This window comes from Devosia ureilytica, assembly GCF_024273195.1.
Classification (GTDB): Bacteria; Pseudomonadota; Alphaproteobacteria; order Rhizobiales; family Devosiaceae; genus Devosia; species Devosia ureilytica.
The window spans coordinates 99,049-125,098 of record NZ_JAMZCU010000008.1; the positions used below are offsets into that span (position 1 = coordinate 99,049).

The following is a 26,050-nucleotide window of genomic DNA, read 5'->3' on the forward strand; positions in this document are numbered from 1 at the left end:
TCTCTCTCCCTTGGCGGACGTGTTGCGGCGAGGCTCCTCCCCAGCCGACAAATGTCCACCTGCTTGTCTTGACGGCCTCATGGTGGCGGGGATTCACGGCACCGTCAATATATAAATATACTTTATTTATTTATTTGGTCCGGGCTATCTTCCGCTTCCTGGAAGCTGTCTCTATGGTGCGCGTCATGGGCGAACCGATCATCAGAACTGTCAGCCGCGGCGTGAACCAGAGTGGGGTTCGCGACCACAATGAGCGCCTGCTGCTGACCCTGCTGCAACGGCATGGGCCGATGGCGGGCAGCGACCTGGCGCGGCTCGCAAACCTTTCCCCACAAACAGTTTCCATTATCCTGAGGGAGATGGAGGCCGAAGGACTATTGGCGCGCGGGGCGCCGGTGAAAGGCAAGGTCGGCAAGCCCTCGATACCGATGAGCCTGGCCGAGGGCGGCGTGCTTTCGCTGGGGTGCAAGATCGGCCGGCGCAGTGCTGTGCTGTTGCTCGCGGACTTCCGCGGCACGGTGCGACACGAACTGCGGCTGACCTATAAATATCCCATGCCGCAGCCGATCTTTGCGTTTCTGCGCGAAGGCATCGAGACCATCCTGGCCCAATGCAGCCCCGCCGAACGCGCCCGCATCTGCGGGATAGGGATCGGCACGCCGTTTGAACTATGGAAGTGGAGCGAGCTGGTTGGCGCGCCCGCCGCACAGTTTGCTTCGTGGCGCGACGTTGATTTCGCCGCGGAGCTGGCCAGCTTTACCGATCTGCCGGTGCAGGTGGTCAACGACGCCACGGCCGGGTGCCAGGCCGAGCATATCTATGGACGCGGCAAGGAGTTCCGCGACTACGCCTATTTCTTCATTGGCGCCTTTATCGGGGGCGGCATCGTGCTCAACCACTCGGTCTATCAGGGGCATCAGGGCAATGCGGGGGCGCTTGGGTCATTGCGCAGCTTCGGGCCGCAGGGCGAGAGCCAGCAACTAATCGACACGGCCTCGATCCACCTGCTGGAAGCGCGGCTGGCTGAAAATGGTCATGACCCGCAGGAACTGTGGACCCAGCCACAGGACTGGAGCCAGTTTGGCCGCTTCGTTGAACCCTGGATCGGACGCACGGCGCAGGAATTGGCCAAGGCCAGCCTGTCGGTCTGCGCCGTTATCGACTTCGAGGCCATCCTGATCGATGGGGCCTTTCCCGACGAGATCAAGCATGAACTGGTCGAGCGCACGCGGCGCTATCTGGTCAACCAGGACATGCGCGGGCTGATAGCACCGCGCATCGAGGCCGGCACGGTCGGGTTCAACGCCCGCGCCATTGGCGCCGCCACCAGCCCGCTATTCGAGCGCTATTTCATGAACGGCAATTTGCGGCTTCAGGGGTGATGCCCTGACGGGAGCGGTTCAGCGTATCCGCAGCCCGTCCTGCCCGAACACCAACAGCGCCGCCGGGTCGAAATGGGCCGTGTAGCGGTCGGCGGTCTTGAGTGTGCGATTGTTTTCCGTGGCGATGGTTATCAGCTCGGCGCCCTTGTCGCGGGCATAGGCATAGGTCTCCCCGCCCAGATGCTCGATGATCTCGACATTGACCTCGATTGAGGCGCTGCCCTCGGTCGAGAAATGCTCAGGCCGAATGCCGACGGTGACCGCGGTGCCATCCGCGAGCGCGACCGGCGAGGGAATGACCTGACCGGGGAAATCGGCAAGGCGGATGCCGCCAGCCTCGGCGGTGCCCTTGAGGAAGTTCATTTTGGGCGAGCCGATGAAGCCGGCCACGAAGATATTGTCCGGGTTGTCGTAGAGTTCGAGGGGCGAGCCGACCTGTTCGATGCGCCCGTCGCGCAACACCACGATCTTGTCGGCCAGGGTCATGGCTTCGACCTGGTCGTGGGTGACGTAAATGATGGTAGTCTTGAGTTCCTGATGCAGCCGCGCGATCTCGATACGCATATGGACGCGCAATTCGGCGTCGAGATTGGACAGCGGCTCGTCAAAGAGGAATACGTCAGGGTGGCGCACAATGGCCCGGCCGATGGCGACGCGCTGGCGCTGGCCGCCCGACAACTGGCCGGGGCGACGTTCAAGGAGCGGGCCCAATTCAAGGATGCGGGCGGCCTCGGCAACGCGCTGCTCGATTTCGGCCTTGGGGCGACCGGCGAATTTGAGCGCAAAGCCCATGTTCTCGCGCACGGTCATGTGAGGATAGAGCGCATAGGTTTGGAACACCATGGCGATGCCGCGCTGGGAGGGATCGACATCGTTCATCCGGGCGTCGCCGATGAACAGGTCGCCGCCGGAAATCTGTTCGAGCCCGGCGATCATGCGCAGCAGGGTAGACTTGCCGCAGCCTGATGGACCCACAAAGACCACGAACTCCTTGTCGGCAACCTCAAGATCAACCCCCTTGATAACCTCGACGGCCCCGAAGGATTTTTTGACATTGGCCAGCTTCAATCCAGACATGGGGCTGTTCCTCAGCTTGCGGAAAGGGTTGCGACAGCGCGGCCAAGCCGTTCGCTGGTGACGGTGACGGTGATCGGCCCCTTGCCGGTGGACCGGAGCCAGAAGCCGGTGGAGCCGGCGCGCAGGGGCACGAGGCCGGGGCCGAGGCGTTCGGCGGCGCCTGTAACCTCGATGGAAACCGGCTCGGGGAAGAAGGGCAGTTTCTTGCCGGACTGATCGAGCGCCCGGATCATGACGCGGGTGGTATCGCCCTGGGCATGGATTTCGGTGGTGTCGGGCACGATTTCGAGAGCATGAGCCATGGGGTCAGCAATGAAGTTGACGGTGCTGACCGCCTCGCCATTGACGAAGCCGGTGATGGTGGCGTCTTCCCAGCTCATGCCCCAGAGGCCGAGTTCTTCGTCGGTCAGGTGGGCGCGCGTGATGATCACCGGCGCGTGGGGCAGATGCGGAAAGGCGGCGCGATCAGGCTTGAAGCGCTTGGGCGCGTTCTTGCCATAGGTCAATTCAACCTCATCGCAATTGGTGAGAATGATCAGGGGCAGCACGCCGCCGATATTGCGCTCGCCGCGGGCCCAGAAGGTGACCGGCTTGAGGATGACTTCATCGTCCGGCTCGCACTGGCTGCTATAGGCGTAGGCGGCAAATTTTGGTTCGCGGAACATGTCCATGACGCCATGGTGGCAGATGCGGTCGCCGGAGCCGAAGTCCTTGTGGGTGTTGTAGTCGAAGGCGCACCAGCCGATGCAGCCGGCAATCTGGGGATCGCCATAGGCGGCGTTCATCACCTCGAGGTGGCGCAGCACGTGCTCGGCCTGACGCTGCTCCTGATCCCAGGACTTGGTCGGGTACATGTGCCCGCCATATTCAGTGATCATATAGGGCACGACGCGCTCAAGGCCGGTGACCTCCTGCTGTGGCCTGAGCGGGGTCCGTGGGCGATTGCCACCCCATTCCTCATTGCCCAGGATGAAGTCGTTCATGGTGTAAACGTCTTCGAGCAGTTCGCTGTCCGTGATGTAGCGCACGCCGCCGGTGGAGCGGGTGGGATCGAGTTCGCGGGCCAGCGCATTGGTGCGCACGTAGAAATCGTGATCGTCCTGGCTTTCGTTGATGCGCACGCCCCAGATGACGATGGAAGGATGGTTCCAGTCTCGCGTGATCATGCGCCGGACGTTTTCGACGCTTTCGTCCTTCCAGCTCTCGCCGCCGATATGTTGCCAGCCGGGAATTTCTTCAAAGACCAGCAGGCCCAGCTCATCGCAGCGGTCGAGGAAATAGTGGCTCTGCGGATAGTGCGAGGTGCGCACCATGTTGAGCTTGAGTTCACGCTTCAAAATTTCCGCGTCGCGCTCCTGCGCCGAGCGACCCAGCGCATAACCCATATAGGGGAACGACTGGTGGCGGTTGAGACCGCGGAGTTTGAGCGGTTTGCCGTTGAGCTTGAAGCCTTCGGCAGTAAACTCGGCGGTGCGGAAGCCAAAGCGGAAGCTGGCCTCGTCCTGCCCGTGTGGGGTGTCGAGGGTGAGGGCCAACGTATAGAGCGCGGGGTTTACGATGTCCCAAAGGGCGATGCCCGAAAGATCATCAAACCCGACCTCAACCGTCGCGCCGGTGATGGTCGCATCGGTCGCAGCAATGGCCTGGCCCGCGCTGTCGAGCAGCGTCGCCCTAAGCCTGCCCGAGAGCGGCAGGTTCTGCGGGTTGGCGAGATCGATGCGGGCGCGCACCGATTTCTTGCCGGCCAGCGCGTCGGGGGTTTCCACCTTGGCATTGCCGACAAAGACCGGCGCAGTCACCCGCAGCCAGGCTTCGCGATAGATGCCGGCATAGGTCAGATAATCGATCTGACCGCCAAAGGGCGGGATCTCAGGGTTTTCGCTGCCGTCGATGGTAACGGTCAATACGTTTTCGCCCGGCTGCAGCGTGCCGGTGAGGCGCGCTTCAAAGGGCGTATAGCCATCCTTGTGGGCGGCAATCTCCATGCCGTTGAGGCTGACCTTCGCGTTTGCCATGGCGCCATCGAAGATCACCGAGACGTCCCTGCCCTGCCAGCCGGCATCGGCCTCGAAGCGCTTTTCGTAGGTGAAGACGCGCTGATAGGCCTTCTCGTCGAAATAGGTGAAGGGCAGTTCGACGGCGGTGTGCGGCAGACGGACAGTGTCCTTGCCTTCAAACAGCCAGCCGGAATTGAAGTCGATCAGAGAACGCATGGAAAACTCTATTTGACGGCACCCAGCATGCCTTCGACGAAGCGGCGCTGGAGCAGGAAGAAAATGACGAGGGTGGGCAGGGTGGCAAAGATGGCGCCGACCATGACCACGCCGAAATCGGGCGTATAGGCCGAGGTGAGGCCCGCGACGACCAGGGTCAGGGTCTTCATCTCATTGGTCTGAAGCACGATCAGCGGCCAGAGGTAATTGTTCCAGTTGGCCATGAAGACGATGATCGTTGCCGCGGCATAGGTCGAGCGCATCACCGGCATATAGACGAAGAGGAAGATCTGCCATTCCTTGAGCCCGTCGATGCGGGCGGCATCGCGCAACTCATGCGGGAAGGCCTTTGTGGCCTGGCGGAAATAGAAAACGATGAAGATCGACGCCACCGTGGGCAGGATAATGGCCTGGTAGGTGTTAATCATCTTGAGGTTGGCCATCATGATGAAGAGCGGCACCATGAGGGCAGCGAAGGGGATGGACAACATCAGCAGCAGGCTGCCGAAAATCTTCTCGCGGAAGCGCGAGCGGAACATCTCGAAGCCATAGCCGGCGAGCGAGGAGACCAGCAGCGTCAGCGCGGTGCCGACGCCGGCGATGAAGAATGAGTTGAACAGGATGCGTGGCATATCCACCGAGGTGAAGAAGACCACGATATTGGTCCAGAGCGCGCCGCCCGGCGTTGCCTTGCCCTTGATGACATCGGCGGAGGTATTGGTGGCGCCCACCAGCATCCAGAAGAAGGGAAAGACCGAGATGAAAGCGGCCAGCAGCAGCAGCAGATAGGTGGCGGTGCGGCCGATCAAAGCGAGGGGATTGCTCATGCGCGGCGGTCCCGTGCAGCCAGGAACTGGATGAAGGTCAAAATGCCCACCAGCACCACGATGACATAGGAGACAGTGGCGGCGTAACCGAAGCTGGGCATGAAGCGGAAGCTCAGATTGTAGATGTAGAGCGAGAGCGTCAGCGTCGAATCCGAGGGCGCGCCACCATTGGTGATCAGGTTCGGCTCGTCGAACAACTGCAGGGTGCCGATGGTGGAGATCACGGTGGTGAACAGGATCACGGGCTTGAGCATCGGCACGGTGATGTACCAGAAGCGGGCCCAGGCGGGGACGCCGTCAATTCTGGCCGCTTCATAGATCGAGCGGTCGATGTTCTGCATGGCGGCCAGATAGAAAATCATATTGTAGCCGGTCCAGCGCCAGGTGATGGCGCTGATGATGACCACCTTGGCCCAGAACGGATCGGCCAGCCAGGGAATGGGATCACCGATAATGTGGAGCGCCATCAGCATCTGGTTCATGATGCCGTCCTGGGCGAACATGGACTTGAAGACTACCGAATAGGCGACCAGCGATGTCACGCAGGGCAGGAAGATGGCCGTGCGGAACCAGGACCGGCCCCACAGATTGCTGTCATTGAGCGCGTTGGCAAACAACAGGGCCAGGATCAGCATGATCGGCACCTGGATGGCGAGGAATGTCAGCGTGTTGGTCAGCGCCCGGATAAACACCGGGTCCTGCGTCAGGCGCAGGATATTGTTGAAGCCGCCGAAGCTGAAATTCATGCCGCGACCGACCTGGAAGCTCATCCAGAGCGACCAGAGGATCGGATAGATCATGAACAGCCCCAGAAGGATCAAGGCCGGCATGACGAAGAGCCAGCCGTTCCATTGCTCGTTCCGCGCGAAACCCGATTGCGCCACGCCAACCCCCAATCCTGGTGTCAAAAATCACCGATGACCCCCGCGCCGGGCGCGGGGGTCTCGGGGAGGCCGGAGGCAGCGTTACGCCGCCCCCGGTTTTCCGATGTTACTGGACCTGCTGGTTGACCTGGGCCTCGATGGCCGCGGCGATCTCGTCGACATTGCCGCCACTGGTCAGGGCCGGGATCTGCGCCACGACAGCCGCGTCGGCCTCGTTGGTGAAGATGCCATAGTTCACGGACGGGATCTGGCCGAGCCAGGTGGAGAAGTTCTGCCAGACCGGCGCGCCACCGAAGAACTCGTCGCTGGCCGAATAGGCCTCGCCTTCACGCGCGGCCAGGAGCGAACCGAGCGCACCCTGGTTGACGAGGATTTCCTGGTAGAAATCGGCATCCTGACCCCAGACGGAGGAGAGGAAATCGACGGCGGCTTCCTTTTCAGGGGCCGAGGACATCACATACCAGCTCGAACCACCCAGGTTGGAGGCGTTGGTTGCCCCCTCGACGCCATCAAGAGCGGGGATCGGGGCAATGCCCCACTGGCCGGACTGATCGGCATTGGCCTTGATCGTGCCAACCATCCACACGCCTGTGACGGTGGCCAGGGTGTCGCCCGAGGTGAACGAACCGGTGTATTCGGTCCAGCCGGCAACCGGCTTGGTGATGCCGGCGGCGACCATGTCCTGATAGGTGTGCAGGGCAGCCTTGAACACGTCGTTGTTGGCAATGTTCACGCTGCCATCGGCGTTGAAATACCAGGAGCCGGCAGACTGCATCAGGATGCGGAAGATGCCGGCATCATTGGGATCGATGGGCAGGAGAATCTGGCCGGTCTTTTCCTTGATGTCCTTGCCGATTTCGATCAGGCGGCTCCAAGTGATGCCTTCAAGATCGGCAGCGGTGTAGCCGGCTTCTTCGAGAATGTCAGACCGATAGAACAGGCCAGTGACACCGGAGTCGAAGGGCAGCGAATAGCCCTGGCCGTTGAGCGTGGCGAGTTCGACCTTGTAGGGCGCGAAGCCCGAGAGATCGATCTTGTCGCTGAGCGGCTCGAAGGCGCCGGGGAAGGACTGCAGGTACTTCTGTGCACCGTAGTCCTCGATCAGCACGATGTCGGGCAGGCCATCGGTGGTGCCCGAAGCCAGCTGGGCCTGCAGCTTGGTTTCAAGGTCAGCCTTGGCGAAATCGACGATGTTGACGGTGACGTCGGGGTGTTCCGCCGCGTATTTCTCGGCGGCGAGCTTCATGGTGGCGCCGTTAAAGTTCGGGTCCCAGCACCAGACGGTGATTTCCAGCGCTGATGCACTGGTGACGCTGAACATGGAGACGCCAGCCAAAGCGATGGCGAGCGAGCGCTTCAAGCGCGTTGAAAAGCTGGTCATTGATAATCCTCCCAATCGGGTGTTTCCTCTTCACCCTGTGAGCAGACTAATATGACTTTTGAGCGTCCGCAAGAATTTCAGTAAATTTTTACTGGGAGAATTTTACTACGCGCTTTCGCCCGGCAGGGGACGGGTGCTGGCCCGCCAGACAATGCGTGATGCGAGATTGATTTGCTTGGCCAATTCGCGCCCGCCAACCCGCTCGAGCAGCAGTTCGACGGCGGTTTCACCGATCTCCTCGGCCGGCAGATGCACGGTGGTCAGCGGCGGATTGAGGAATTGGGCCACGGAAATGTCATTGAAGCTGGCAACCCCGATATCGCGCGGAATGGACAATCCCGCCTCATGCAGGGCGCGGTAGACACCAATGGCCATGGAATCGTTGAAGGTGACGATGGCATCGATGGGGCGGCGCTCGGATAATATCTCGCGCGTCAAACGATAGCCGCCCTCCTCGGTATTGTCGCCGCTGCGAAACAGGCGATCATCGAACCAGCCGGCAGCCGTCATCCATTGGACGAAAGCTTGTGCCCGCCGGTCGCCCCAGCCGATATAGGCAATGCGCCGATAGCCGCGCTGGGCCAATGCCACCAAGAGCTTTTCCATGGCGGCACGCAAATCCGCCGAAACGGAATCGATCTGGTCGTCTGTCGGCACATGATCGGCAAAAACGATCTGGCGGGAATTGCGCTGCAGCCATTCGGTCTCGTCATCGTCGTGGCGGCCAATGACAATGGTGCCCGAGGCCTCCTGCAACAGCTTGGCGTCGGGCTTGGCGTCGGTGTGGTAAACTTTTACCGTCTCGATCTTGAGGGCAGCGCAGCGGCGCTCGATACCCAGGCGCAGGGCCACATAATAGGGATCGACCAGTTCGCGCTCGGGCGCCAGGAAGTGCACCAGCGCCAGGCGGACCAGGCCCTGCTGATTGGCACGATTGCGATTGCGCGGGGTGGCATAGTTCAGCGCTTCGGCCGTCTCGATGATGGCCTGCCGCTTGCGGTTGGAAATCGAGAGGGTGGAATCGTAATTAAGGACGCGCGAAACGGTAGCGCTGGAGACGCCGACGGCGGCGGCAATTTCTTTGATGGTGACCATGGCTGGCACGCTACTTCCCGGCCCGCACCGGGGTCAATGGATTTGCAGAACGTGCCTCAGGCCCGCAAGCCCGGCTCCAGCCGGTCGTTCCAGTCGATGGCGCCGGGGCGGCCCAGGAGGAAACCCTGCGCCTCGGTGCAGCCTTCCTTGCGCAGGACATCGAGCTGCTCGCGGGTTTCCACGCCTTCGGCCAGAACCGGTACCGAGAGGCTCCGCCCCAGCGCCAGGATGGCGCGCACGATAGCCTTGGATTGTTCGTCGCTCTCGACTTCGTTCATGAAGGAGCGATCGATCTTGATCTTGTCGAAGGGAAAGCTGCGCAGGGTGTCGAGCGAAGAATAGCCGGTGCCGAAGTCATCGATAGCAATGGATACGCCCATGGCCTTGATCTGGCGCAGAATGTGCAGGGCCCGGTTCTTGTCGCCGATGATCGAGGTTTCGGTGACCTCGAGCTCCAGACGATGGGGCGCCAGGCCCGACATGAACAAGGAGTTGCGCACGGTATCGATCAGATCGATCTGGGCAAGCTGAATGCCCGAGACATTGACGGCGATCTTGCAGGGTTCGGGCCAGGAGGCGGCCTCAAGGCAGGCCATCTTGAGGACCCAGACGCCGATGGCGCTGATGGCTCCGCACTCCTCGGCGATGGGAATGAACTCGGCTGGCGAGACATTGCCATGGCCTGGCCGGTTCCAGCGCAGCAGCACTTCGTAGCCGGTGATCTCACCGGAGGCGACAGACTTCTGCACCTGGTAGGCGAGGGAGAAACCATTGTTTTCAACAGCCGTCCAAAGATCGCGCGCGATGTCGCGCCGCTGGCGGGCCTGCTCGTCCATGTCGTGTTCATAGTAGCAGATGCGGCGGTCGAACTCGGCCTTGGCGCGATACATGGCCAGGTCGGCATTGCTCATCAGCTTGGACAATTCGCGACCATCGTCGGGATAGACAGCGACGCCAATGCTGCCACCGAGGGCCACGGTCAAACCATCGCTTTCGACACGGCGCGTCAGGGTAGCCTCGATCCGCACCAGGAAGTCACGCAGCGCATCCATGCTGGAGAAAATCTTGAGCGCGGCAAACTCGTCCCCACCCAGGCGCGCGACGACCTCGCCTTCGCGCAGCAGGCCATTCAGGCGGGCCGCCAGGGTTTTGAGCACCAGATCGCCGGCGGCATGGCCGTGGCTGTCATTGATCTCCTTGAAGTGGTCGAGATCCACGGCGATGACGGCCAGCTGCTCGCCATTTTCAATGGCCTTGGCCAGCGCCCAATCAAAGGATTCGTTGAAGCGCGCGCGGTTGGGCAGACCAGTGAGCCCATCGTGGCGGGCCAGATGGGCGATGGCGCGCTGCGAGCGATGGCGTTCTGTCACATCGTCAACGGTCGTAACCCAGGAACCGTTGCCGATGGGACTGTGACTGACCTGAAGCACCCGATCCTCGGAGAAGGTGTGCACGATGTCCCCGCCCCGCTCGATCAGCGGCATGTGATTGTCGAGCACATTGGTCAGGCGCTCATCGAGGTCAGCGGGAATTTCGCCCGTGCCGATGATGGTGAGGCGGCAGGTCTCGCGGAAACTGATGCCGCTCAGGTCGGCGCCTGGGTCAATGCCCAGCATCGCCGGGAAGCGCTGGTTGTGCAGCTGCATGCGACCCTGTGCATCGTAGAGGGCCAAGCCCTGCGCCATGTGGGTCATGGCCAGCCCGAGCTTGTTGGTGACCGCACTGATCTGCTCGGCGTCGCGCAATTCCCGCTCCCGTTCGCGTGCGGTGCGGCGGCGATCTGCCTCGTCGAGCACGGAACTGCCCAGCGCCAATGCCAGCAGCAGGATGGAAATGAAGGTCAGCGCGATCGAGAGCCAGAACCCGTCCAGTTCGCCGCTGACGGAGAGCGGGAAGCAGCGGGAAAAATCGGCCGCCGCCATCGCGGTGAAGTGCATGGCACAGATGGCCAGGGTCAGCAGCAGGGCGCCACCGACAACCCGGCGGAGGCTGCCGCCCATGCCAGTGACGAAGGCCAGACCACCCAAGCTGATGCCGGCGATGATCGATGTGGCGACCAGCGCAGGGTTCCAGTCCAGGCTTCCCCCCATGATCAGGGCCGCGATGCCGGCATAGTGCATCGAGGAAATGGCAACGCCCACCACCGCGCCGCCAAGAAAGCGATCCTGCGCGCTGGTGCCGCGAATGGCCATGGCAATGCCGGCACCGCACACCAGTATGGCAATCAACAGCGAAAGGGCCGTCAACCAGAGATCATAATTGAGGGTAAAGCCGGGGCGGAAGGCCAGGACGGCAACGAAATGGGTGGCCCAGATGCCAAAGCCAACCGCCAGCGCAGCCACCATGGTCCATACATTGCGCATGCGGCCGGTGGAGCGATGGGCATGGCGCAGAAGGCCAATGCAGGCATAGGACGATATCAGGCAGATCGTGGCCGCCAGAACGATGAGACCCGGCGCGTGGGACGTGAAGAAGAAATCGACAATCGGCAAGGCGGGCCTACGGAAAAATCCCTATGGACCCGTATCCCTGCGGGTAAATGCCTTACCGAACCGTCACCTCTGCGCTGCAAAAGCGCGAAAGTGATCGAATTCTAGGCGTTTATCGTATTCGCTTGTAGCATTGCGGCGAGCGAGGGCCTGGACGCGCCATGACCACCAATCTTTACCCACCCGATTTTTATGCTGACCGACGAGGGCACACATTGCATGCCGCCCGGCAGATCTTGCGGGCACTGCCAGAGGGCCTGAAGCGGGACCGCCTCGCCGATATCGGCTGCGGGACCGGCACCTTTCTGGCCGCAGCCCTCGACATGGGCGCCGAGCACGTCTTTGGCATCGAAGGCGATTGGGTGAAGCCGGCGATGCTGGACGATCCGCGTATCGGGTTCAGGGCTGCAAACCTTGAAGAGGCGTTCGAGGGACCGGGCGTGGACCTCGTACTGTCGCTGGAGGTAGCCGAGCATCTGTCGGCGCAGCGCGCGGCCGGTTTTGTCGCCGATCTGGTGGCCATGGCGCCGGCGGTGCTGTTCAGCGCTGCCATTCCCGGACAGGGCGGCGTCGGGCACAGCAATGAGCAATGGCAGAGTTTTTGGGCGCAGCACTTTGCCGGTCATGGCTATCGGGCGTTCGATGTGGTGCGGCCGCTCATCTGGAGCGACGAGGCGGTGCCGGCCTGGTATCGGCAGAACATCGTGCTCTATCTCGATGACGCGATGGCCACGGCGCTCGGGGTGACCCCGACGGACCCGGCACTGCTCGACAAAGTGCATCCGGCGTTCTGGGCACGGGCCAATCGCGAGCTCAAATATGCCAATGCGCTGCCCGAGTCCGAGGTGTTGCGGCAGCAGGCGCAGCAGCAACAGCAGTGATCAGCGGGCCGCCCAGAGCAGGCCGCGCTTGAGGATGGTGCGCACCTGGGGGATTTCCAACTCGTCGGCGGTGTGGCCGAGTGATGAGTAGAAGACCCGCCCCTTGTCGTGATTGGTGGTGAAGACCACCGGCATGACGACGTTTTTCCGCCAGGCGTGGTGTTCGCCCGAGAAGGTGGTGGTGGCCAGCACCTCCACTGCGGGATCGTAGTTGAGGTAATACTGCTCGGACGTGTGCTCGAAACTTTCGATGCCTGCCATGATCGGGTGGTCGGGGCGGGTCACATCGACTCTATATGTCATGATATTGCCCGGGTGCTGCACCCAATAGACACTGGCGGCGTAGCGGAAGGCGACGCTGGCGCGGAAGGTCGTGGCCAGGCCCATGTGATAGCCCGCAAGTCCCGTGCCGGCGCGGATGGCGGCGATGAGAGCGTTGATCTTCTCGGGCGCCAGAGTGCCATCGGTGATGACGGGAACGACGAGATCATTGCTGCCGATATCATCCGCGCCAAGCGCGTCATAGTCGGGTGTGACCGTAACGGCAAAGCCTTCCTCTTCGAGCAATTGGCGCACCACGTGGGCGCCGCGCTCGGGGGTGTGCAGCTCCATGCCACCCCAAACGACGAGTGCTTTTTTTGTCATGTCGCAGTTCCGGGTTTGCGGAAGGCCCCCTCACCCGCCGCTTTGCGTCGACCTCTCCCCCAAAGGGAGAGGTGGTGACCGGTCGACGTCGCGCAGCGACACCTCTCCCTCGGGGGAGAGGTCGGCCGAAGGCCGGGTGAGGGGGCCTTACTGCCTAAAATGTCGCTCAACATAGCCCCAGCCCCACTGCCTCGGTTCGATGTACGCCCTTGGGGACGAAGCAGAACGCGTCGTCCTCGCCCAGGATCTTTGCCGCAAGATGCACGACCGAGAGCCACATTTCCGTGCCCTGGAGGCCCGGCCCCTGCCCGTCGGCAAAAGCGAAACCTTCGCCGTCAACCCAGCGCTCACCGGCGCGAGCGATAACATTGCGGGCAATGGCTTCCGCCTCGGCGCGGCGATGATCGGTCTGGCTGAGGCAGAGCAAGAGCGGGTGGATGGTGTCGAGCAGGTTACAGGCGGTGTAGGCGGGGCCGGAGAAGCCACCATAATTGCGGTGGTTCAGCAGCACTGAATCGATGGCGGCGTCGGGACGCGGCACGGCAATGCCGAACTGGGCATAGGTGCCGCGCGTCAATCGGTAAAAGCCATTGACGGGTTGCAGCAGGCCCTGGTCCTTGGTGGGCGCACCCCACAGGCCCGAGGCACGATCCTGATTGAGGGCGAGCCAGCCGAAAAGGGTTTGCCGGGCATGGCCGGTGGAGAAGTAGCGGGCGTTGAAATAGAGTGCCGTGCCCATGGTATCGACGTCGGCGCCAGCGCCCCAGGCCCGTTCGCGCCAGGTGAGGCTCTCGAGCCACTGGCAGAGATCGGGCGCTGACAGTTCAACGGCGGAGACCTTGTGGAGAGGCTGGCTGCCGAGCACTTCGAGCGCATAGCCCACGGCCAGCACATTGTAGAGCGCCAGCCCATCGTTGCGCATGGCCACACCCTGCCTGGGCGGCTGGTAAGGATCGGGGAACAGGCCCGTTTCCGGGTCCTGGACGGCCTGCAGGCGGGCAATGGTGGCGGGAATGTCGAGCCCATCAGGCAGGCTGGCAAAACCGGTGGCGATTTCCACGGCGTCGCAGAGATGGCGGATGCTCATGCGGGCGCTGCCGTGATTTTCGCGCGAGAGATATTCGCCCTCATGCGTGTTGCGACGGAGGATGTCCTGAAACTGCGCCCGGGCCCGCTCGCCGAGCGCCTGCAACTGGGCGCGCGTCGCATTGCGTCGCCCCTGCCCGCGATAGCGCAAGACCTTTGCCGGAACGCCGCCGACGATTGCCATGGGCGGCACGTCCTTGCTGACCACGGCGCCTGCCGCGATCACCGCGCCGCGTCCGATGGTGACGCCATCGACGACAACCGCATTGGCGCCGATCCACACATCGTCCTCGATGGTGATGCCCAGGGTTTCGTGCTTCTGACGGTAGATCGGCAGGCCGGGGTCGTCAAAGCCATGGTTGAAGCCGACCAACGAGACATGACTGGCAATGCGGACGCCGTCGCCGCACGTCACCTTGCCCGAAATCATGGCATAGGGATTGACGGTGCAATGAGCGCCGAAGGTGACATCACCGCGCACCAGGGCATGGCCGGCAATCCAGCTCTGCTCGCCCAGAACAAGCCTGGTCGTGAAGATGGCTGCATCGGCGGCAACATAGGCGGTTGGATGAAAGCTGGCGCCGGCGCGCGTTTCCAGTTCGGCTTGTCTTGAACGATGTTCGGGACTGTCGATGTCGTCGGGGGTGCGATCCCACGTCAGGAACTGGAGACGGGAGCCACGCCAAGCATCGCCCTCACCCGGGAGAGGAATGGGAGCATCGGCGCGCTCGGTGCCATTCTTGTCCCTTGCGGCGAGAAGGTGGCGCGAAGCGCCGGGTGAGGATGCCTCTGTTGAACTCACGCCAGCCGCTCCAGCAGTTCGGGTTCGATCTCATAAAGCATGGGTTCGCCGCGGACGAACCGTTCGACTTCTTCCACTGCCATCAGGCCGAGCCGGGCGCGTTCGGCGCCGATGGCCCCGGCCACATGGGGCGTGAGGAACACATTGGGCAGGGAGAAAAAGGGCGAATCCGCGGGAGGGATTTCGGGGTCGGTGACATCGATGACGGCGTGGATGCGACCGGTCTGGAGTTCGGCCAGCAGGGCCGCTTCATCGACCAGCGCACCGCGCGCCGTGTTGATGAAGGCGGCGCCATCCTGCATCAGCTTTAGCTGACGGGCGCCGATCATGCCGCGTGTATTGGGCAGCGACGGCGCGTGGATGGAGACCACGTCCGAACGGGCCATCAGGGTGTCGAGATCGACCAGGGATACCTGCCGGGCAATTGGGTCATCGGGCTGTACGAAAGGATCGTAGAGCAGCACTTCGAAATCGAAACCGGACAGCATGGCCGCCACCTTGCGGCCAATGCGCGAGGCGCCGACAAGACCGACGGTGCGGCGGAAATTACCCAGCGGGTGATCCATCAACTCATAGCTGGAGCGGCGTGTGGGATCGGCGCGGTAAAGATCGCGCAGCTCGAAAATGCGCTTGTTGGCCAGCAGGATTGTGGCCAGCGTGAACTCAGCCACCGGCACGGCATTGGCTTCGGCAGCGTGGGTAACGCGGATGCCGGAGGCATAGGCCGTGGGGTCGACAGTGAATTTGACCGTGCCAGCAGCATGGGCCACGAGTTGGAGCCCGGGCGCGGCGCGCAGCACGTCGGGGGTGAGCATCGGACAGCCCCAGCCGGTCACAAGGATATTGGTCTGGGTCAGCATGGCCCGCGCCTCAGGGGTGCCGAAGCTGGTCAGCGGCGCGGACGATAGCACCTCGCAGCAGGCCTCGAGCCGCTCCATGGCGCCATGATCAAAAACATGGCGCGTCTTGTGCGGGTCAAAGGCGAAGGTCAGTTTTGGCCGCATCAGAACCGCTCCGGCACAAGAATGGCGCTCACATCCACGCCCTCACGGGCAAAGAGGGCTTCGAGCGCGGCAAGATCGGGCGCCTGGGGCGGGTTGGCCAGCGCGGCTTCCGCGTCCGTGCCCGAGGGCATGGCCATGGCTGCGGTCACCAGAATTGTGGTGCCAGCAGGAATATCCCCGCGTACCTGCGGCACGATGGTTTTGCTGGCGATCAGATTGGTATTGGGCAGGGCGCGGAAGGCCCGGCCGTCTCGACCACCCACAAGGCAGACAATGGCGCTGAGATCGGTTTTCGACTTGGCGATGCCGCGCGCTTTCTCGTCGATATAGGTGTCGGCACCGAGATCGGCGCGATCAATGGCAAAGCCACCCTCGGTTCCATGCAGGGCCCTTGGCGTGGTGATGCGGTGGACGCGGATATGCCAGGGATTGGCCGGCAGCAGCCAGGTTTCAACAGTGACGTCGACCCAAGGCTTCCAGACGGCGTGGAGTGTGTCGCCGGCGATCTGGGCAGTTTCATTGGTTTCGCGAACGCGGTAGTGGCGGCCATCGTCGCTGAGGGCCAGGGCACCGTCGAAGGCGCCGGAGTGATAGCTGCGTTCGTCCACTTCGACCGAAAATCCATATCGGCTGGAATAGGCGAATTTGGCGTATTTCTCAGTGCCGGCGCGCATCTGCCAGTTCTGCTGTCCCGAAGACAGCGCCACCACATTGCCCCGTGTATGGAACGCCACCATGCCCGGATGCTTGAGCGGCACCGGCGCGGCATCAAAGCCGGCGGCTTCTTCCTCGGCGGTCCAGAAGGGATGGTCGGCAGGCAGGGCCAGCGGCAGGAAGGCCTTCAGCGCCCAATAGGGCGAGCCGGCCGAATTGTAGCTCTCGGACATGAAGAGATTGGGATAGGCATAGCCGATGGAGAGCACACCATTGCCATGGGCGATGGGTTTTTTGGCCCACCAGCGCAGGTGGCGCATGAAATGGCCCTTGATCTTGCCCAAGGGCAGCGCCTCGACATCGGCAAAGGCCAGCGCGCCCCAGAAGCCGCCACAGGCAAAGCGATAGGTAAGTGAGCGCCCGAAGGCCAGCGTGCCACCATCCTCGTCGAACCAGTGCTGGATATCCTGGGCAAAGAGTTTTGCCCGCTCCTTATAGGCGGCCACTCGCTTCTCGTCACCGCGCGCCAACTTGGCGTAGATGAGCCCATAAAAGTGCATGGCGAAGGGGATGTAGTGGTCGATGCGGCGCACGTTGCCGTCGCGGTACCAGCCTTCGCCGAGATAAAAACCATCGAGCTCTTCAAGGTACCTTTCGGTCAAAGAGCGGTCGAAGGCGACGCCGCATTCCTCAAGGCCGAGATCGACCAGGATGCGGAAGAACTTCCAGTTGTTGTCGGCATAATCGAACTGGCGGGCGTGCTTGAGATAGACCGCCAGATTGTCCTTGGCCTTCTGCGGCAGCGGCTCCCAGACAAGGTGCGGCACCATGCGCATGGTGAAACCGACGGCCGCCAGCTCGACCATGCGCTGGTCGGTTGAATTGACCTCGCCCCAATATTCGGGGTGATCGGGATCAGTGCCATTGGCCAGGCCCTGGCGATAAAGTTCCCAATGGGCGAAATCGCCGCCACCGGCGGCCAGCGGCGTCAGGCCCCAAAGCGGACGGGCAAAGCCTTCAAGGTCTGCCGCGGCGCGGTCGAAATGAGCCCCTGCCCCGTCGAGGCGCACGCGGGCGCCTCCGGCCGAGAAATAGGGCAATAGCGGATCGAACAGGTCACGCAGGCCCTGTTCGACATCGGCACGCGTCTGGAGGGAATTGCCAAACAGCGGATTGGCGCTCGCCGGATCGTAAGTCATTTTAAGCAATAGCCTTTTGCGGGGCTTCATAGGCGCCCGTGAGATCGAGAGTGTCGGCAAAGTGGCAGGCCGCGGACTGGGCCGTGCCGTTGATGGCGCGCAGGGCGGGTTTTTCGGTCCGGCAGCGGTCCTGTGCATACTTGCAGCGGGTATTGAACGGGCAGCCCTGCGGGCGGTTGCCGAGATAGGGGATTTCGCCCTTGAGCTCAGGGCGACGCCCCTTGCGCCGGGTCGGGTCGGCAATGGGCAGGGCTTCGAGCAGCATTTCGGTGTAGGGGTGGCGTGGACGCTCGAACAGCAGGTCTGTCGGTGAGGTTTCCACCACATGGCCAAGGTACATCACCACCACGCGGTCAGCGATGTAGTTCACCACGCCCAGATCGTGGCTGATGAAGATATAGGTGAGGCCGAACTCTTCCTTGAGATCATCGAGAAGGTTGAGCACCTGTGCCTGGATCGAGACGTCGAGGGCGGAAACCGCCTCGTCGGCAATCACCAGTTTGGGGTCGAGAACCAGCGCGCGGGCAATGCCGATGCGCTGCCGCTGGCCGCCGGAAAAGGCGTGCGGATAGCGGCCGGCGGCATCGGGCGAAATGCCGACCTTGGCCAGGGTGTCATAGACCCGCGCTTCCAGCTCCTTGCCGCGCATCAGCTTATGGACGCGCAGCGGCTCGGCGACGATATCGAAGACCCGCATATTGGGGTTGAGCGAACTCATCGGGTCCTGGAAGATCATGCGGATGTCGCGGCGATAGGGTTTTATCGCGCGCTTATCGAGGGTTGTCAGGTCAACGCTCGTGCCACCTTCTGGATGGTAGTAAACGTGGCCGGAACTGACCGGCTGCGCCTTGATGATGCAGCGCCCCAGGGTGGTCTTGCCGCAGCCGCTCTCGCCCACGATGGCAAGGGTTTCACCGGCCTCAACGGTGAGGTTGACATCGTTGAGCGCCACCAGTTCGCGGCCCTGCCTGAAGAGGCCGCCCCCGAGATGGAAGACTTTGCTGAGATTTTCGACGGACAGCAGCGTGGTCATGCGAAGGCCTCCGCCTTTTCATGCGTGAGCAGATGGCAGCGGGCAGTGTGGCCGGTGCTGACCATGGTGCGTTGGGGGCGGATTTCGGCGCAGGGACCGAAGGCATGTGGGCAACGGCTGGTGAAGGCGCAGCCATTGGGGCGGTCCTTGGGGGACGGCACGGTGCCCTTGATGGGGGTGAGGCGCTGCCGCTCGGCCTTGCGCATCAGGCGCGGCACCGAATTCATCAGCGCCTGGGTATAGGGGTGCTTGGGCGCACGGAACACCTCATAGACGTCCCCCTGCTCCACCACGTCGCCCAGATACATGACGGCGATTTCGTCAGCGATTTCGGCCACGACGCCAAGGTCATGGGTGATGAACAGCATGGCCATGCCAAAATCGTCCTGCAACTGGCGCAGGAGATCGAGAATTTGCGCCTGCGTCGTCACATCGAGCGCCGTGGTTGGCTCATCGGCAATCAACAGCTTGGGCGTGCAGGCGAGCGCCATGGCGATCATGGCGCGCTGCCTCAGCCCACCAGAGAGCTCAAAGGGATAGGCATTGGCGCGGTCACGGGCACCGGGGACGCCGACCTGGTCGAGCAGAGAGATGGTGCGTTCGCGGGCCTGCTTCTTGTTGAGGCGATCATGCAGCACGATGATTTCGTCGATCTGGTCGCCGATGGTGTGCACCGGCGAGAGCGAGGACATCGGCTCCTGGAAAATCATCGAGATTTCCGCGCCGCGAATGGCGCGCATGGCCAGGCTATCGGAATTGAGGCGGGCAATGTCGACCGGCCCGGCGCCGGTATCGTAGAGGATTTTCCCGCTCGGGATCTTGGCGTTGCGATCAAGCAGGCGCAGTACGGCGCGGGCGGTGACGGACTTGCCACAGCCGCTTTCGCCCACCAGCGCCAACGTTTTGCCAGGGGTGAGGGTCAGGTCAACCTGTCGCACCGCCTCGATATCCGCCTCGTCGGGGGAGGAGAAGACAATGGACATGTCGTTGATGGTCAGGAGGGGTTTAGCGGCCATGGGGGTCTGCGGCATCACGAAGGCCGTCTCCGAAGAAATTGAGGGCAAGGATGACCACGACAACGCAAAGGCCGGGGGCCAGGAGCCATGGGGCGGTGGCCAGGGTGCGAATGTTCTGCGCGTCCTGAAGCAGCGTGCCCCAGCTGACGATGGGAGCCTGAAGGCCCAGGCCGAGGAAGCTCAGCGCCGTTTCCGCCAGGATCATGCCGGGAATGGCGAGCGTCGCCGCCGCGATGATGTGGCTGGTAAAACTGGGCACCATGTGCCGGGTGACGATACGCCAGTCGCTGGCGCCATCGAGCTGCGCCGCCGTCACGAAATCCTCGGTGCGGAGCGAGAGGAACCGCCCGCGGACAACGCGCGCCAATTCGGTCCAGCCGATCAGCGAGAGAATGATGGTAATGGCGAAATAAGTCTGGAGGGCAGACCAGTCCTTGGGCATGGCGGCGGCCAGGCCGAGCCAGAGCGGAATGGTGGGCATGGAGCGGATGAACTCGACCGTGCGCATGACCGCGCCATCAAACCAGCCGCCATAAAAACCGGCGAACCCGCCGATGACCACGCCGAAGAACAAGCTCAAGGTGACGCCGGCCAGACCAATGGAAAGGGAGATGCGCGTGCCATGAATGAGGCGGCTCAGAAGGTCGCGGCCCAGCCGGTCGGCACCTAGAATATAGAAGGGATCGCGCGGGTTTTCGACGCCCATGAACTTGATCGACATGGGAATGAAACCGGCCAGGCGATAGGGCTCGCTTTCGGTGAAGAAATGCACCGGCAACCGCTTGGTCTCGTCGAGCACGAAGGTGCGGCGCAGGGCCACCGGATCGATCTCGGTTTTATAGGCATAGACATAGGGACCGAAATGCCAGCTGCCGTCTTCGTTCTGCGCCACGAAATTAAGACCCTGCGGCGGCGCATAGGTGTAGCGGGCGCTGTAGTCGGACGGGTCCACCGGGGCCAGGAATTCGGCCAGGATGGCGATCAGATAAAAGACAGCCACGATCCAGAGGCTGACCAGGGCCAGCTTGTGCTGCCGGAAGCGGCGCCACATCAGACCGAACTGGCTTTCGCGAGCGGTCCGGCGGGGGACGGCGACGGGGACGATTTGTTCCATGCTTTGGACAGCCATTACTTGGCCCCGTAGCGAATACGGGGATCGATGAGGGCGAGCAGAATGTCCGAGATCAGCGTGCCGATGACGGTAAGAACGCTCAGGAGCAGGATGATCGCCCCGGCCAGATACATGTCCTGGGTGGTGAGCGAGCGCAGCAGCATCGGCCCGGCAGTCGGCAGGTTCATCACCACCGAGACGATGACCGAACCCGAGACCAGCGCGGGCAGCAGCCAGCCGATGGTGGAAATCAGCGGATTGAGTGCCAGGCGCACAGGATATTTGAGGATTACTTTCCACTCGGGCAGGCCCTTGGCGCGGGCTGTGACCACATAGGGCTTTTTCAGCTCATCGAGCAGATTGGCGCGCAGGATGCGGATCAGCTCGGCGGTGCCGCCGGTGGCCAGCACCAGGACCGGCGCCCAGGCATGGGCAAAGAAATCCCAGATGCGGGGCAGGCTCCAGCGCGCGGTCTCGAACTCGGGCGAGAACAGCCCGCCGAGCGTCGTACCGAACCAGGTGTAGGCCAGGTACATGAGAATGAGTGCGAAAAGGAAATTGGGGACGGCGAGACCGATGAAGCCGGCCACGGTGGCGAGATAATCGCCAAGCGAATATTTGCGCACCGCCGCATAGATGCCGATGGGCAGGGCGATGAACCACATGACGATGACGGCAAGGCCTTCGACCAGGATCGAATTGCCCAGGCGACCCCAGATCAGCTCGGTCACCGGGCGCTTCCATTCAAAGCTCGAACCGAAATTGCCCTGCAGGATGCCGGCCAGCCATTTCCAATATTGCACCAGATAGGGTTCCCCCAAGCCATATTGGGCCCGCAGGTTTTCGATGACCCGTGGGTCAACCTGATCACCGGTGGCGGCGAGCGAGGCGATATAGCTGGTGAGATAATCGCCCGGCGGCAGCTGGATGATCGCGAAGGCCACAAAAGAGATGGCGAACAGCGTCAGCAGCATGGCGATCAGGCGACGAATGATAAACTGGACCATGGCGGGGCGGGCCTTTGGATGGTTTGGAGGTTCCCCTCGCAGCCGGGAAGCGCCGCGAGGGGACGGAGCGGGGGGAAGGTGACCCGCTGTGTTTTGACCGCTCTACTCGAAGTACCAGACCACCGGGTCCATCGGCGACGGGGTCGGGAAGAGCCATGCGTTGAACATGGATTCCGGTGCGTTCCGAAGGTTGTTGCGAATGATCGAGTAGGAGTTGGGCATGAGGCTGACGCCGATCACCGGGAACTGTTCCTTGGTGATGGCCAGGATCTGCTTCATCAGGTCGGCGCGCTCTTCGGGGGACGAGGACGAGCGGATCTGGGTGTAGAGTTCCATCTGCTCCTTGGCCCATTCGGCTGGCTCTTCAGCGATCTCGGGACGCGTGCCGTTGAACCACTGTGCCCACTTGTAGGCCCAGACGCTTTCGTCATTGGCCGGGAAGTAGTAGCGGGGCTCCTGCACCACTTCGAGACCACCGTCGCCAGCCCAGACCTGGGCGTCGAAGTCATTGCCCGGGCGCTTTTCGTAGAACAGGGTGCGGTCGATATTGTTGAGCTCGATCTCGACACCGACGGCAGCCAACTGGAGCTGCATGATTTCGAGGATATCGATCCATTCAGGACGGAGCGCCGAAATCACGTCGATGGTGATCTTGGCCGGCTCGCCATTGCTCATCAGGCGGATACCGTCGCCGTTCATTTCCGTCAGGCCTGCCGCTTCAAGATGCTCGATGGCGAGGTCCGGGTCGAACTCGGTGTACTGCTTGGCCAGTTCCTCGTCATAGAATGGAGACTGTGGACGCGGGGCGACCTGGAAGGGTTCGCCTTGGCCGGTGAAGACCACGTCGACGATTTCTTCGCGGTCGATGGCATGGGAAATGCCGACGCGGAAATCCTTGTTCTGGTAGAGCTCGCGCTTGACCGGATCGTCGTGGTTGAAATTGAGCTGCAGCACCAGGGTGTTGGAGGCCGAGGGAATGACCTCGCCCAGGTGATAATCACCGGCTTCCTGGCCATCGAAGAACAGCGGCTTGTTCACATTGGTCGCAATGTGGCGTTCCTGGAAGTCGATCTCGCCATTGAGAGCTGCAAGGGTCAGCTCCTCAACACCGCCCTGGCTGACGCGCATGTCAAGATTGTCGATATAGGGAAGCTGGTTCCCCTCGGCATCGACCTTCCAATAATAGGGATTGCGGGTCCAGGTGACGCGGCTGGCATTGGCAGTCAGCGGAGTCTCGATCACCCAGCCATAGAGCGTGGGCAGATCGGGATTGGCGAAGCGGATGGTTTCCCAACCCCAGGCGCAGCGATCCTGCAGGTAAAGCGCCCAGCTTGAGAAGCCCTTGGCCTCGGCTTCAGCGGCGGCGTTCTCGTTGTAGGTGGGATGGAACTGGCTGCAGTAGGCCTTCTGCAGCGAGGTGATGTGGATGCCATCCACGCTCGCCATCTGGTCCATCAACATGCCATTGGGCTTGTCGAACTTGAACTTGAAGGTCAGCTCGTCAATGACCTCGATGTTGACCGGGTTGTTCTTGTTGTCGATCCAGCTGCCGGCCGGATAATCGGGGTCCTTGTAGATTTCAACGGCAAACGCGATGTCAGCCGAGGTGAACGGAGTGCCGTCGCTCCACTTGACGCCATCGCGCAGCTTGAAGGTGTATTCGGTGGCGTCGGCATTGGCTTCCCAGCTTTCGGCCAGGTTGGGCACGACGGTCTGCCAGTCGCGGTCGAAACGCACGAGGCCTTCATAGGCCACGGTCTTGACGATCAAGCCGTTGTCGCCGCCGCCGTTCATGCCCATGCGCCAGGTGCCGCCATAGGTGCCGATGGAATCCCCTTCGACGACCAGCGGATTGGCTGGCAGGCGCTCTTCGAGCGGTGGCAGATCGCCGCTTGCGACCAGCGCTTCAAGCGCGGGTGCCTGGCCGGCGGCCAGCGCTGGGCCTGCCGCTGCCAGAATGGCCGCGATGGCCACTGCACCGGTCAAACCAAAGAATTGGTCTTTCCTCATCCTAGTCCTCCCTTGTCCGGGGCTGTCCCGCCGCCGGCTTTCAATTCAGACTTTCAGCGCTCCTCTGCGCTGAAAACCACGATGGAGCTGCCCATCAGGACAGCACTCTCCCCTCAAGCGAGCGGCGAGATTTCGAGCGCGAGGCGCCCCTGCCCGGCCGGCTGCCGGGGGGTAAACACCACACGAATGAGATCGACGGCGGGCTGGTATTGCTTTTCCACCCCGTCGTGCCTGTCGAAGGCAACATCGAGCGCCGCAGCGTCGAAATCGACGCGCAGGCCTGCGCCGGGGGCGCCAATAAGCACGGCGCCGCCTTCCAGCTGCGCCGGCATGGGCGTCACCAGGACGGACTGGAAGTGGCCCTTGCTGCCAGCAAATTCAAAGTTGTCCTCGAGCAGCACGCGACCACCGGGGGTGGCGCGGTCAAGCGTCACGCTGCGCTTGAGGGCCTTGAGCCCGGCGCCGGCGGGATAGGCTGCCGTCATGTCAAGGTCGAGCCGATCAGCGGTCGCGGAATGGCTGTGGGCGAGCACCGTCGCCCTGAACTGACGCCCCTCGGCCTGCTCGAACCCATTGATCACGGGCACCGGATGCCCGCGCGATGAGGCCATCAGATTGGCGTAGCGCTCGGGGCCGAAATAGGCCTTGGAATAGCGCCCGCGCCCCGGATCGGTCAGCACCACCTTGCCGCCCGAGACCACCATGAACGAACCGACATCGTTCTGGTTGTGCATCTCGTCATTGTGCCCGCCCTTGACACCAAGGCAGAGGGCGTTGGCGTCAGCCGGGTTGAGGCGGCTGATCATCCAGCCCATCTCGTCGTACCAGTCGTGCACGTCGGGCTGGGCCAGCTCGGCAGTGGGGGGCAGTGGCCAGGCATATTGGCGCAGCGGCCAGGCGAACTGGTTGAACCCGGTGACCGCAAAATCATTGCGCATGCCCATGCCTAGAAGGCCAGGCAGATCGAGATGCGCCGCGAGGTGGCTGAGCAGGCCGGGATGAAAAACCGGATTGCTGTCGCTGTCGGAAAAGCTGACCCAGACACCCGGCGCCAGCATGGTACGCAGCGGGAACTGGGCGATGTCGCGCAGATAGTCCCCCGAGAGCAGGTCGATGGCGCCACCGGTGCGCGCATGCAGCAGGTGGGCCAGCACGCAATAATTGCCGAAGCCATAGGTCCAATAGTCTGGACCCTCGGTAGAGCCGCCCTGGGCGTCAAATGTTTCGAGGTAATCGGCCAGACTCGAAAGTCCGCGAGTGACGATGCGGGCCAGCCGGTCGCTGTCGGCTTCAAGGTAAAGCGCGGCGCCGACCACCCCTGCCACGCAAACGGCGGTCCAGTTATTGACCTGTTTTTGCGGCGTCGTATGCAGCCACCAGTGGTCGTCACGCTCAAGGAAGGGACCGATGGCCCGACGCTCAACCTCGACGCGCAGGCGGGAGCGCAGATTGGGCGAAAGGCGCGCGCCGATCAGATAATCCATCTCCGCCATGTCGAGCGCGGTCATTGCGGCGGCCAGATCGAGCGTCGGATGGTCAGGGCGGTCAAGCTCGCGGGCATGGGCGGGCCAGGCCCAATTGGTCTCTTCGAGCCGCGCCCAGGCCAGGTCTTCAAGGGTGGGCAGGAAACGCCCCTGGCCCTCAAACCATTCGGCCAAGGTGAGGCGGTAGAGCATATTGCGCCTGTCGCGCTGGGCATCTTCATAGCCCTCGCGGCGACCGGTTTCGCGGAATTCGTGATAGAGGTGAGCCGGCAGGGCCGGGATGGGCGCATCGATATCGCGGGCCGCCAAAGCCAGCAAATCGGCCAGTGGCGCGGCGCCGAGACGGGCTTTCAGCGCCTCAAATTGGGGGGTGTTGGTGGCAGGGAACGGCGCAAAATCGGGCGCGGCGGCGAGCACCATGCCGACATGCCTGACGTTCCAACGCCGTAAATCCACCGCGCTACTCCCTTGGTTTTGGCCGATTTTCTGCTGATGCAGATATTTTTGGGGGCTGGCCTCAACGTTTTGCAAGGCTACGCACGAATTTGCGCAAATTCAAGCTTTTTGCGTGTTTTGTGCAAAATACGCAAATTTGCGGAAATTGCATCGCCGGTGCAGCCGGATAGGCCGCAAAACCGGGCCTACGAAAGGCGGGTTTTCAACATGACGGCGAAAAAAAGTTAAGCCGAACAGGACGCAGGCGACGTTTGGCCGAACAGGGTTCAGGCGACGTTGTGGGCCGAAACAGGGCTCTGGCGAGGTTCTGGGAC

19 protein-coding genes are annotated in these 26,050 nt (G+C 62.4%); 2 read left to right on the forward strand and 17 right to left on the reverse strand.

Annotation, left to right across the window (positions count from 1 at the left end; genetic code table 11):
* Positions 1-185: 185 nt before the first annotated feature.
* Positions 186-1,382 (forward strand): ROK family transcriptional regulator, encoded by a 1,197-nt coding sequence (locus NIM87_RS17480; RefSeq protein WP_254676006.1) that lies wholly within the window; start codon positions 186-188, stop codon positions 1,380-1,382.
* 18 nt (positions 1,383-1,400) lie between these two features.
* On the opposite strand, the gene NIM87_RS17485 is transcribed toward NIM87_RS17480, so the two are convergent.
* From NIM87_RS17485 to NIM87_RS17515, 7 genes are all read right to left on the reverse strand, one after another.
* Positions 1,401-2,459 carry an ABC transporter ATP-binding protein gene (locus NIM87_RS17485; RefSeq protein ID WP_254676007.1) on the reverse strand — a complete coding sequence of 353 codons (1,059 nt, stop codon included), beginning with the start codon at positions 2,457-2,459 and terminating at the stop codon, positions 1,401-1,403.
* Between the two features lie 11 nt (positions 2,460-2,470).
* Positions 2,471-4,672 (reverse strand): glycoside hydrolase family 2 protein, encoded by a 2,202-nt coding sequence (locus NIM87_RS17490; RefSeq protein WP_254676008.1) that lies wholly within the window; start codon positions 4,670-4,672, stop codon positions 2,471-2,473.
* Between the two features lie 8 nt (positions 4,673-4,680).
* On the reverse strand, positions 4,681-5,499 hold the full coding sequence (locus tag NIM87_RS17495; RefSeq protein ID WP_254676009.1) for a carbohydrate ABC transporter permease: 819 nt from the start codon (positions 5,497-5,499) through the stop codon (positions 4,681-4,683).
* Entirely contained in the window at positions 5,496-6,329 is an 834-nt protein-coding gene (locus NIM87_RS17500) for a carbohydrate ABC transporter permease (RefSeq protein WP_254676042.1), read from the reverse strand. The genes NIM87_RS17495 and NIM87_RS17500 overlap by 4 nt, the downstream gene beginning before the upstream one ends.
* 160 nt (positions 6,330-6,489) lie before the next feature.
* Positions 6,490-7,764 carry an ABC transporter substrate-binding protein gene (locus tag NIM87_RS17505; protein WP_254676010.1) on the reverse strand — a complete coding sequence of 425 codons (1,275 nt, stop codon included), beginning with the start codon at positions 7,762-7,764 and terminating at the stop codon, positions 6,490-6,492.
* 105 nt (positions 7,765-7,869) lie between these two features.
* Positions 7,870-8,859, reverse strand: a complete 990-nt coding sequence (locus NIM87_RS17510; RefSeq protein WP_254676011.1) for a LacI family DNA-binding transcriptional regulator — start codon at positions 8,857-8,859, stop codon at positions 7,870-7,872.
* 56 nt (positions 8,860-8,915) lie between these two features.
* Positions 8,916-11,351 (reverse strand): EAL domain-containing protein, encoded by a 2,436-nt coding sequence (locus NIM87_RS17515; RefSeq protein ID WP_254676012.1) that lies wholly within the window; start codon positions 11,349-11,351, stop codon positions 8,916-8,918.
* Positions 11,352-11,509: 158 nt separating this feature from the next.
* Here NIM87_RS17515 and NIM87_RS17520 point away from each other — a divergent pair, with 158 nt between their 5' ends.
* Positions 11,510-12,229 (forward strand): class I SAM-dependent methyltransferase, encoded by a 720-nt coding sequence (locus NIM87_RS17520; RefSeq protein WP_254676013.1) that lies wholly within the window; start codon positions 11,510-11,512, stop codon positions 12,227-12,229.
* Here the strand turns inward: NIM87_RS17520 and NIM87_RS17525 are convergent, their stop codons facing one another.
* The 10 genes from NIM87_RS17525 to NIM87_RS18755 all read right to left on the reverse strand — a co-directional run bounded on the left by NIM87_RS17525 (position 12,230) and on the right by NIM87_RS18755 (position 25,736).
* The gene (locus NIM87_RS17525) at positions 12,230-12,874 is read right to left on the reverse strand and encodes a ThuA domain-containing protein (RefSeq protein WP_254676014.1); all 645 of its coding nucleotides are present in this window, start codon (positions 12,872-12,874) and stop codon (positions 12,230-12,232) included.
* A gap of 166 nt (positions 12,875-13,040) precedes the next feature.
* Positions 13,041-14,672, reverse strand: coding sequence for an acyltransferase (locus NIM87_RS17530; protein ID WP_254676043.1), 1,632 nt, complete (start codon positions 14,670-14,672; stop codon positions 13,041-13,043).
* An 86-nt stretch (positions 14,673-14,758) separates the two neighbouring features.
* Positions 14,759-15,769: a hydroxyacid dehydrogenase gene (locus NIM87_RS17535; RefSeq protein ID WP_254676044.1), complete on the reverse strand. Its 1,011-nt coding sequence runs from the start codon at positions 15,767-15,769 to the stop codon at positions 14,759-14,761.
* Positions 15,766-17,619: a DUF2264 domain-containing protein gene (locus NIM87_RS17540; protein WP_254676016.1), complete on the reverse strand. Its 1,854-nt coding sequence runs from the start codon at positions 17,617-17,619 to the stop codon at positions 15,766-15,768. Before NIM87_RS17540 ends, NIM87_RS17535 begins: the two co-directional genes overlap by 4 nt.
* 1 nt (position 17,620) lies before the next feature.
* On the reverse strand, positions 17,621-18,652 hold the full coding sequence (locus NIM87_RS17545; protein WP_254676017.1) for an ABC transporter ATP-binding protein: 1,032 nt from the start codon (positions 18,650-18,652) through the stop codon (positions 17,621-17,623).
* Complete coding sequence (locus tag NIM87_RS17550; protein WP_254676018.1) at positions 18,649-19,668, reverse strand: ABC transporter ATP-binding protein; 1,020 nt, start codon at positions 19,666-19,668, stop codon at positions 18,649-18,651. Before NIM87_RS17550 ends, NIM87_RS17545 begins: the two co-directional genes overlap by 4 nt.
* On the reverse strand, positions 19,658-20,797 hold the full coding sequence (locus tag NIM87_RS17555) for an ABC transporter permease (RefSeq protein ID WP_254676019.1): 1,140 nt from the start codon (positions 20,795-20,797) through the stop codon (positions 19,658-19,660). The genes NIM87_RS17550 and NIM87_RS17555 overlap by 11 nt, the downstream gene beginning before the upstream one ends.
* Positions 20,797-21,786 (reverse strand): ABC transporter permease, encoded by a 990-nt coding sequence (locus NIM87_RS17560; protein WP_254676020.1) that lies wholly within the window; start codon positions 21,784-21,786, stop codon positions 20,797-20,799. Before NIM87_RS17560 ends, NIM87_RS17555 begins: the two co-directional genes overlap by 1 nt.
* A 102-nt stretch (positions 21,787-21,888) precedes the next feature.
* Positions 21,889-23,796, reverse strand: a complete 1,908-nt coding sequence (locus NIM87_RS17565; protein ID WP_254676022.1) for an ABC transporter substrate-binding protein — start codon at positions 23,794-23,796, stop codon at positions 21,889-21,891.
* Positions 23,797-23,909: 113 nt separating this feature from the next.
* Complete coding sequence (locus NIM87_RS18755; RefSeq protein WP_254676023.1) at positions 23,910-25,736, reverse strand: heparinase II/III domain-containing protein; 1,827 nt, start codon at positions 25,734-25,736, stop codon at positions 23,910-23,912.
* Positions 25,737-26,050 lie beyond the last annotated feature (314 nt).

What these genes read in the sequence shown, in the direction of transcription:
- NIM87_RS17480 (WP_254676006.1), top strand. Translation starts at nt 186, where the DNA reads ATGGGCGAACCGATCATCAGAACTGTCAGCCGCGGCGTGAACCAGAGT.
- NIM87_RS17485 (WP_254676007.1), bottom strand. Translation starts at nt 2,459, where the DNA reads ATGTCTGGATTGAAGCTGGCCAATGTCAAAAAATCCTTCGGGGCCGTC.
- NIM87_RS17490 (WP_254676008.1), bottom strand. Translation starts at nt 4,672, where the DNA reads ATGCGTTCTCTGATCGACTTCAATTCCGGCTGGCTGTTTGAAGGCAAG.
- NIM87_RS17495 (WP_254676009.1), bottom strand. Translation starts at nt 5,499, where the DNA reads ATGAGCAATCCCCTCGCTTTGATCGGCCGCACCGCCACCTATCTGCTG.
- NIM87_RS17500 (WP_254676042.1), bottom strand. Translation starts at nt 6,329, where the DNA reads ATGCCGGCCTTGATCCTTCTGGGGCTGTTCATGATCTATCCGATCCTC.
- NIM87_RS17505 (WP_254676010.1), bottom strand. Translation starts at nt 7,764, where the DNA reads ATGACCAGCTTTTCAACGCGCTTGAAGCGCTCGCTCGCCATCGCTTTG.
- NIM87_RS17510 (WP_254676011.1), bottom strand. Translation starts at nt 8,859, where the DNA reads ATGGTCACCATCAAAGAAATTGCCGCCGCCGTCGGCGTCTCCAGCGCT.
- NIM87_RS17520 (WP_254676013.1), top strand. Translation starts at nt 11,510, where the DNA reads ATGACCACCAATCTTTACCCACCCGATTTTTATGCTGACCGACGAGGG.
- NIM87_RS17525 (WP_254676014.1), bottom strand. Translation starts at nt 12,874, where the DNA reads ATGACAAAAAAAGCACTCGTCGTTTGGGGTGGCATGGAGCTGCACACC.
- NIM87_RS17540 (WP_254676016.1), bottom strand. Translation starts at nt 17,619, where the DNA reads ATGACTTACGATCCGGCGAGCGCCAATCCGCTGTTTGGCAATTCCCTC.
- NIM87_RS17545 (WP_254676017.1), bottom strand. Translation starts at nt 18,652, where the DNA reads ATGACCACGCTGCTGTCCGTCGAAAATCTCAGCAAAGTCTTCCATCTC.
- NIM87_RS17550 (WP_254676018.1), bottom strand. Translation starts at nt 19,668, where the DNA reads ATGGCCGCTAAACCCCTCCTGACCATCAACGACATGTCCATTGTCTTC.
- NIM87_RS17555 (WP_254676019.1), bottom strand. Translation starts at nt 20,797, where the DNA reads ATGGCTGTCCAAAGCATGGAACAAATCGTCCCCGTCGCCGTCCCCCGC.
- NIM87_RS17560 (WP_254676020.1), bottom strand. Translation starts at nt 21,786, where the DNA reads ATGGTCCAGTTTATCATTCGTCGCCTGATCGCCATGCTGCTGACGCTG.
- NIM87_RS17565 (WP_254676022.1), bottom strand. Translation starts at nt 23,796, where the DNA reads ATGAGGAAAGACCAATTCTTTGGTTTGACCGGTGCAGTGGCCATCGCG.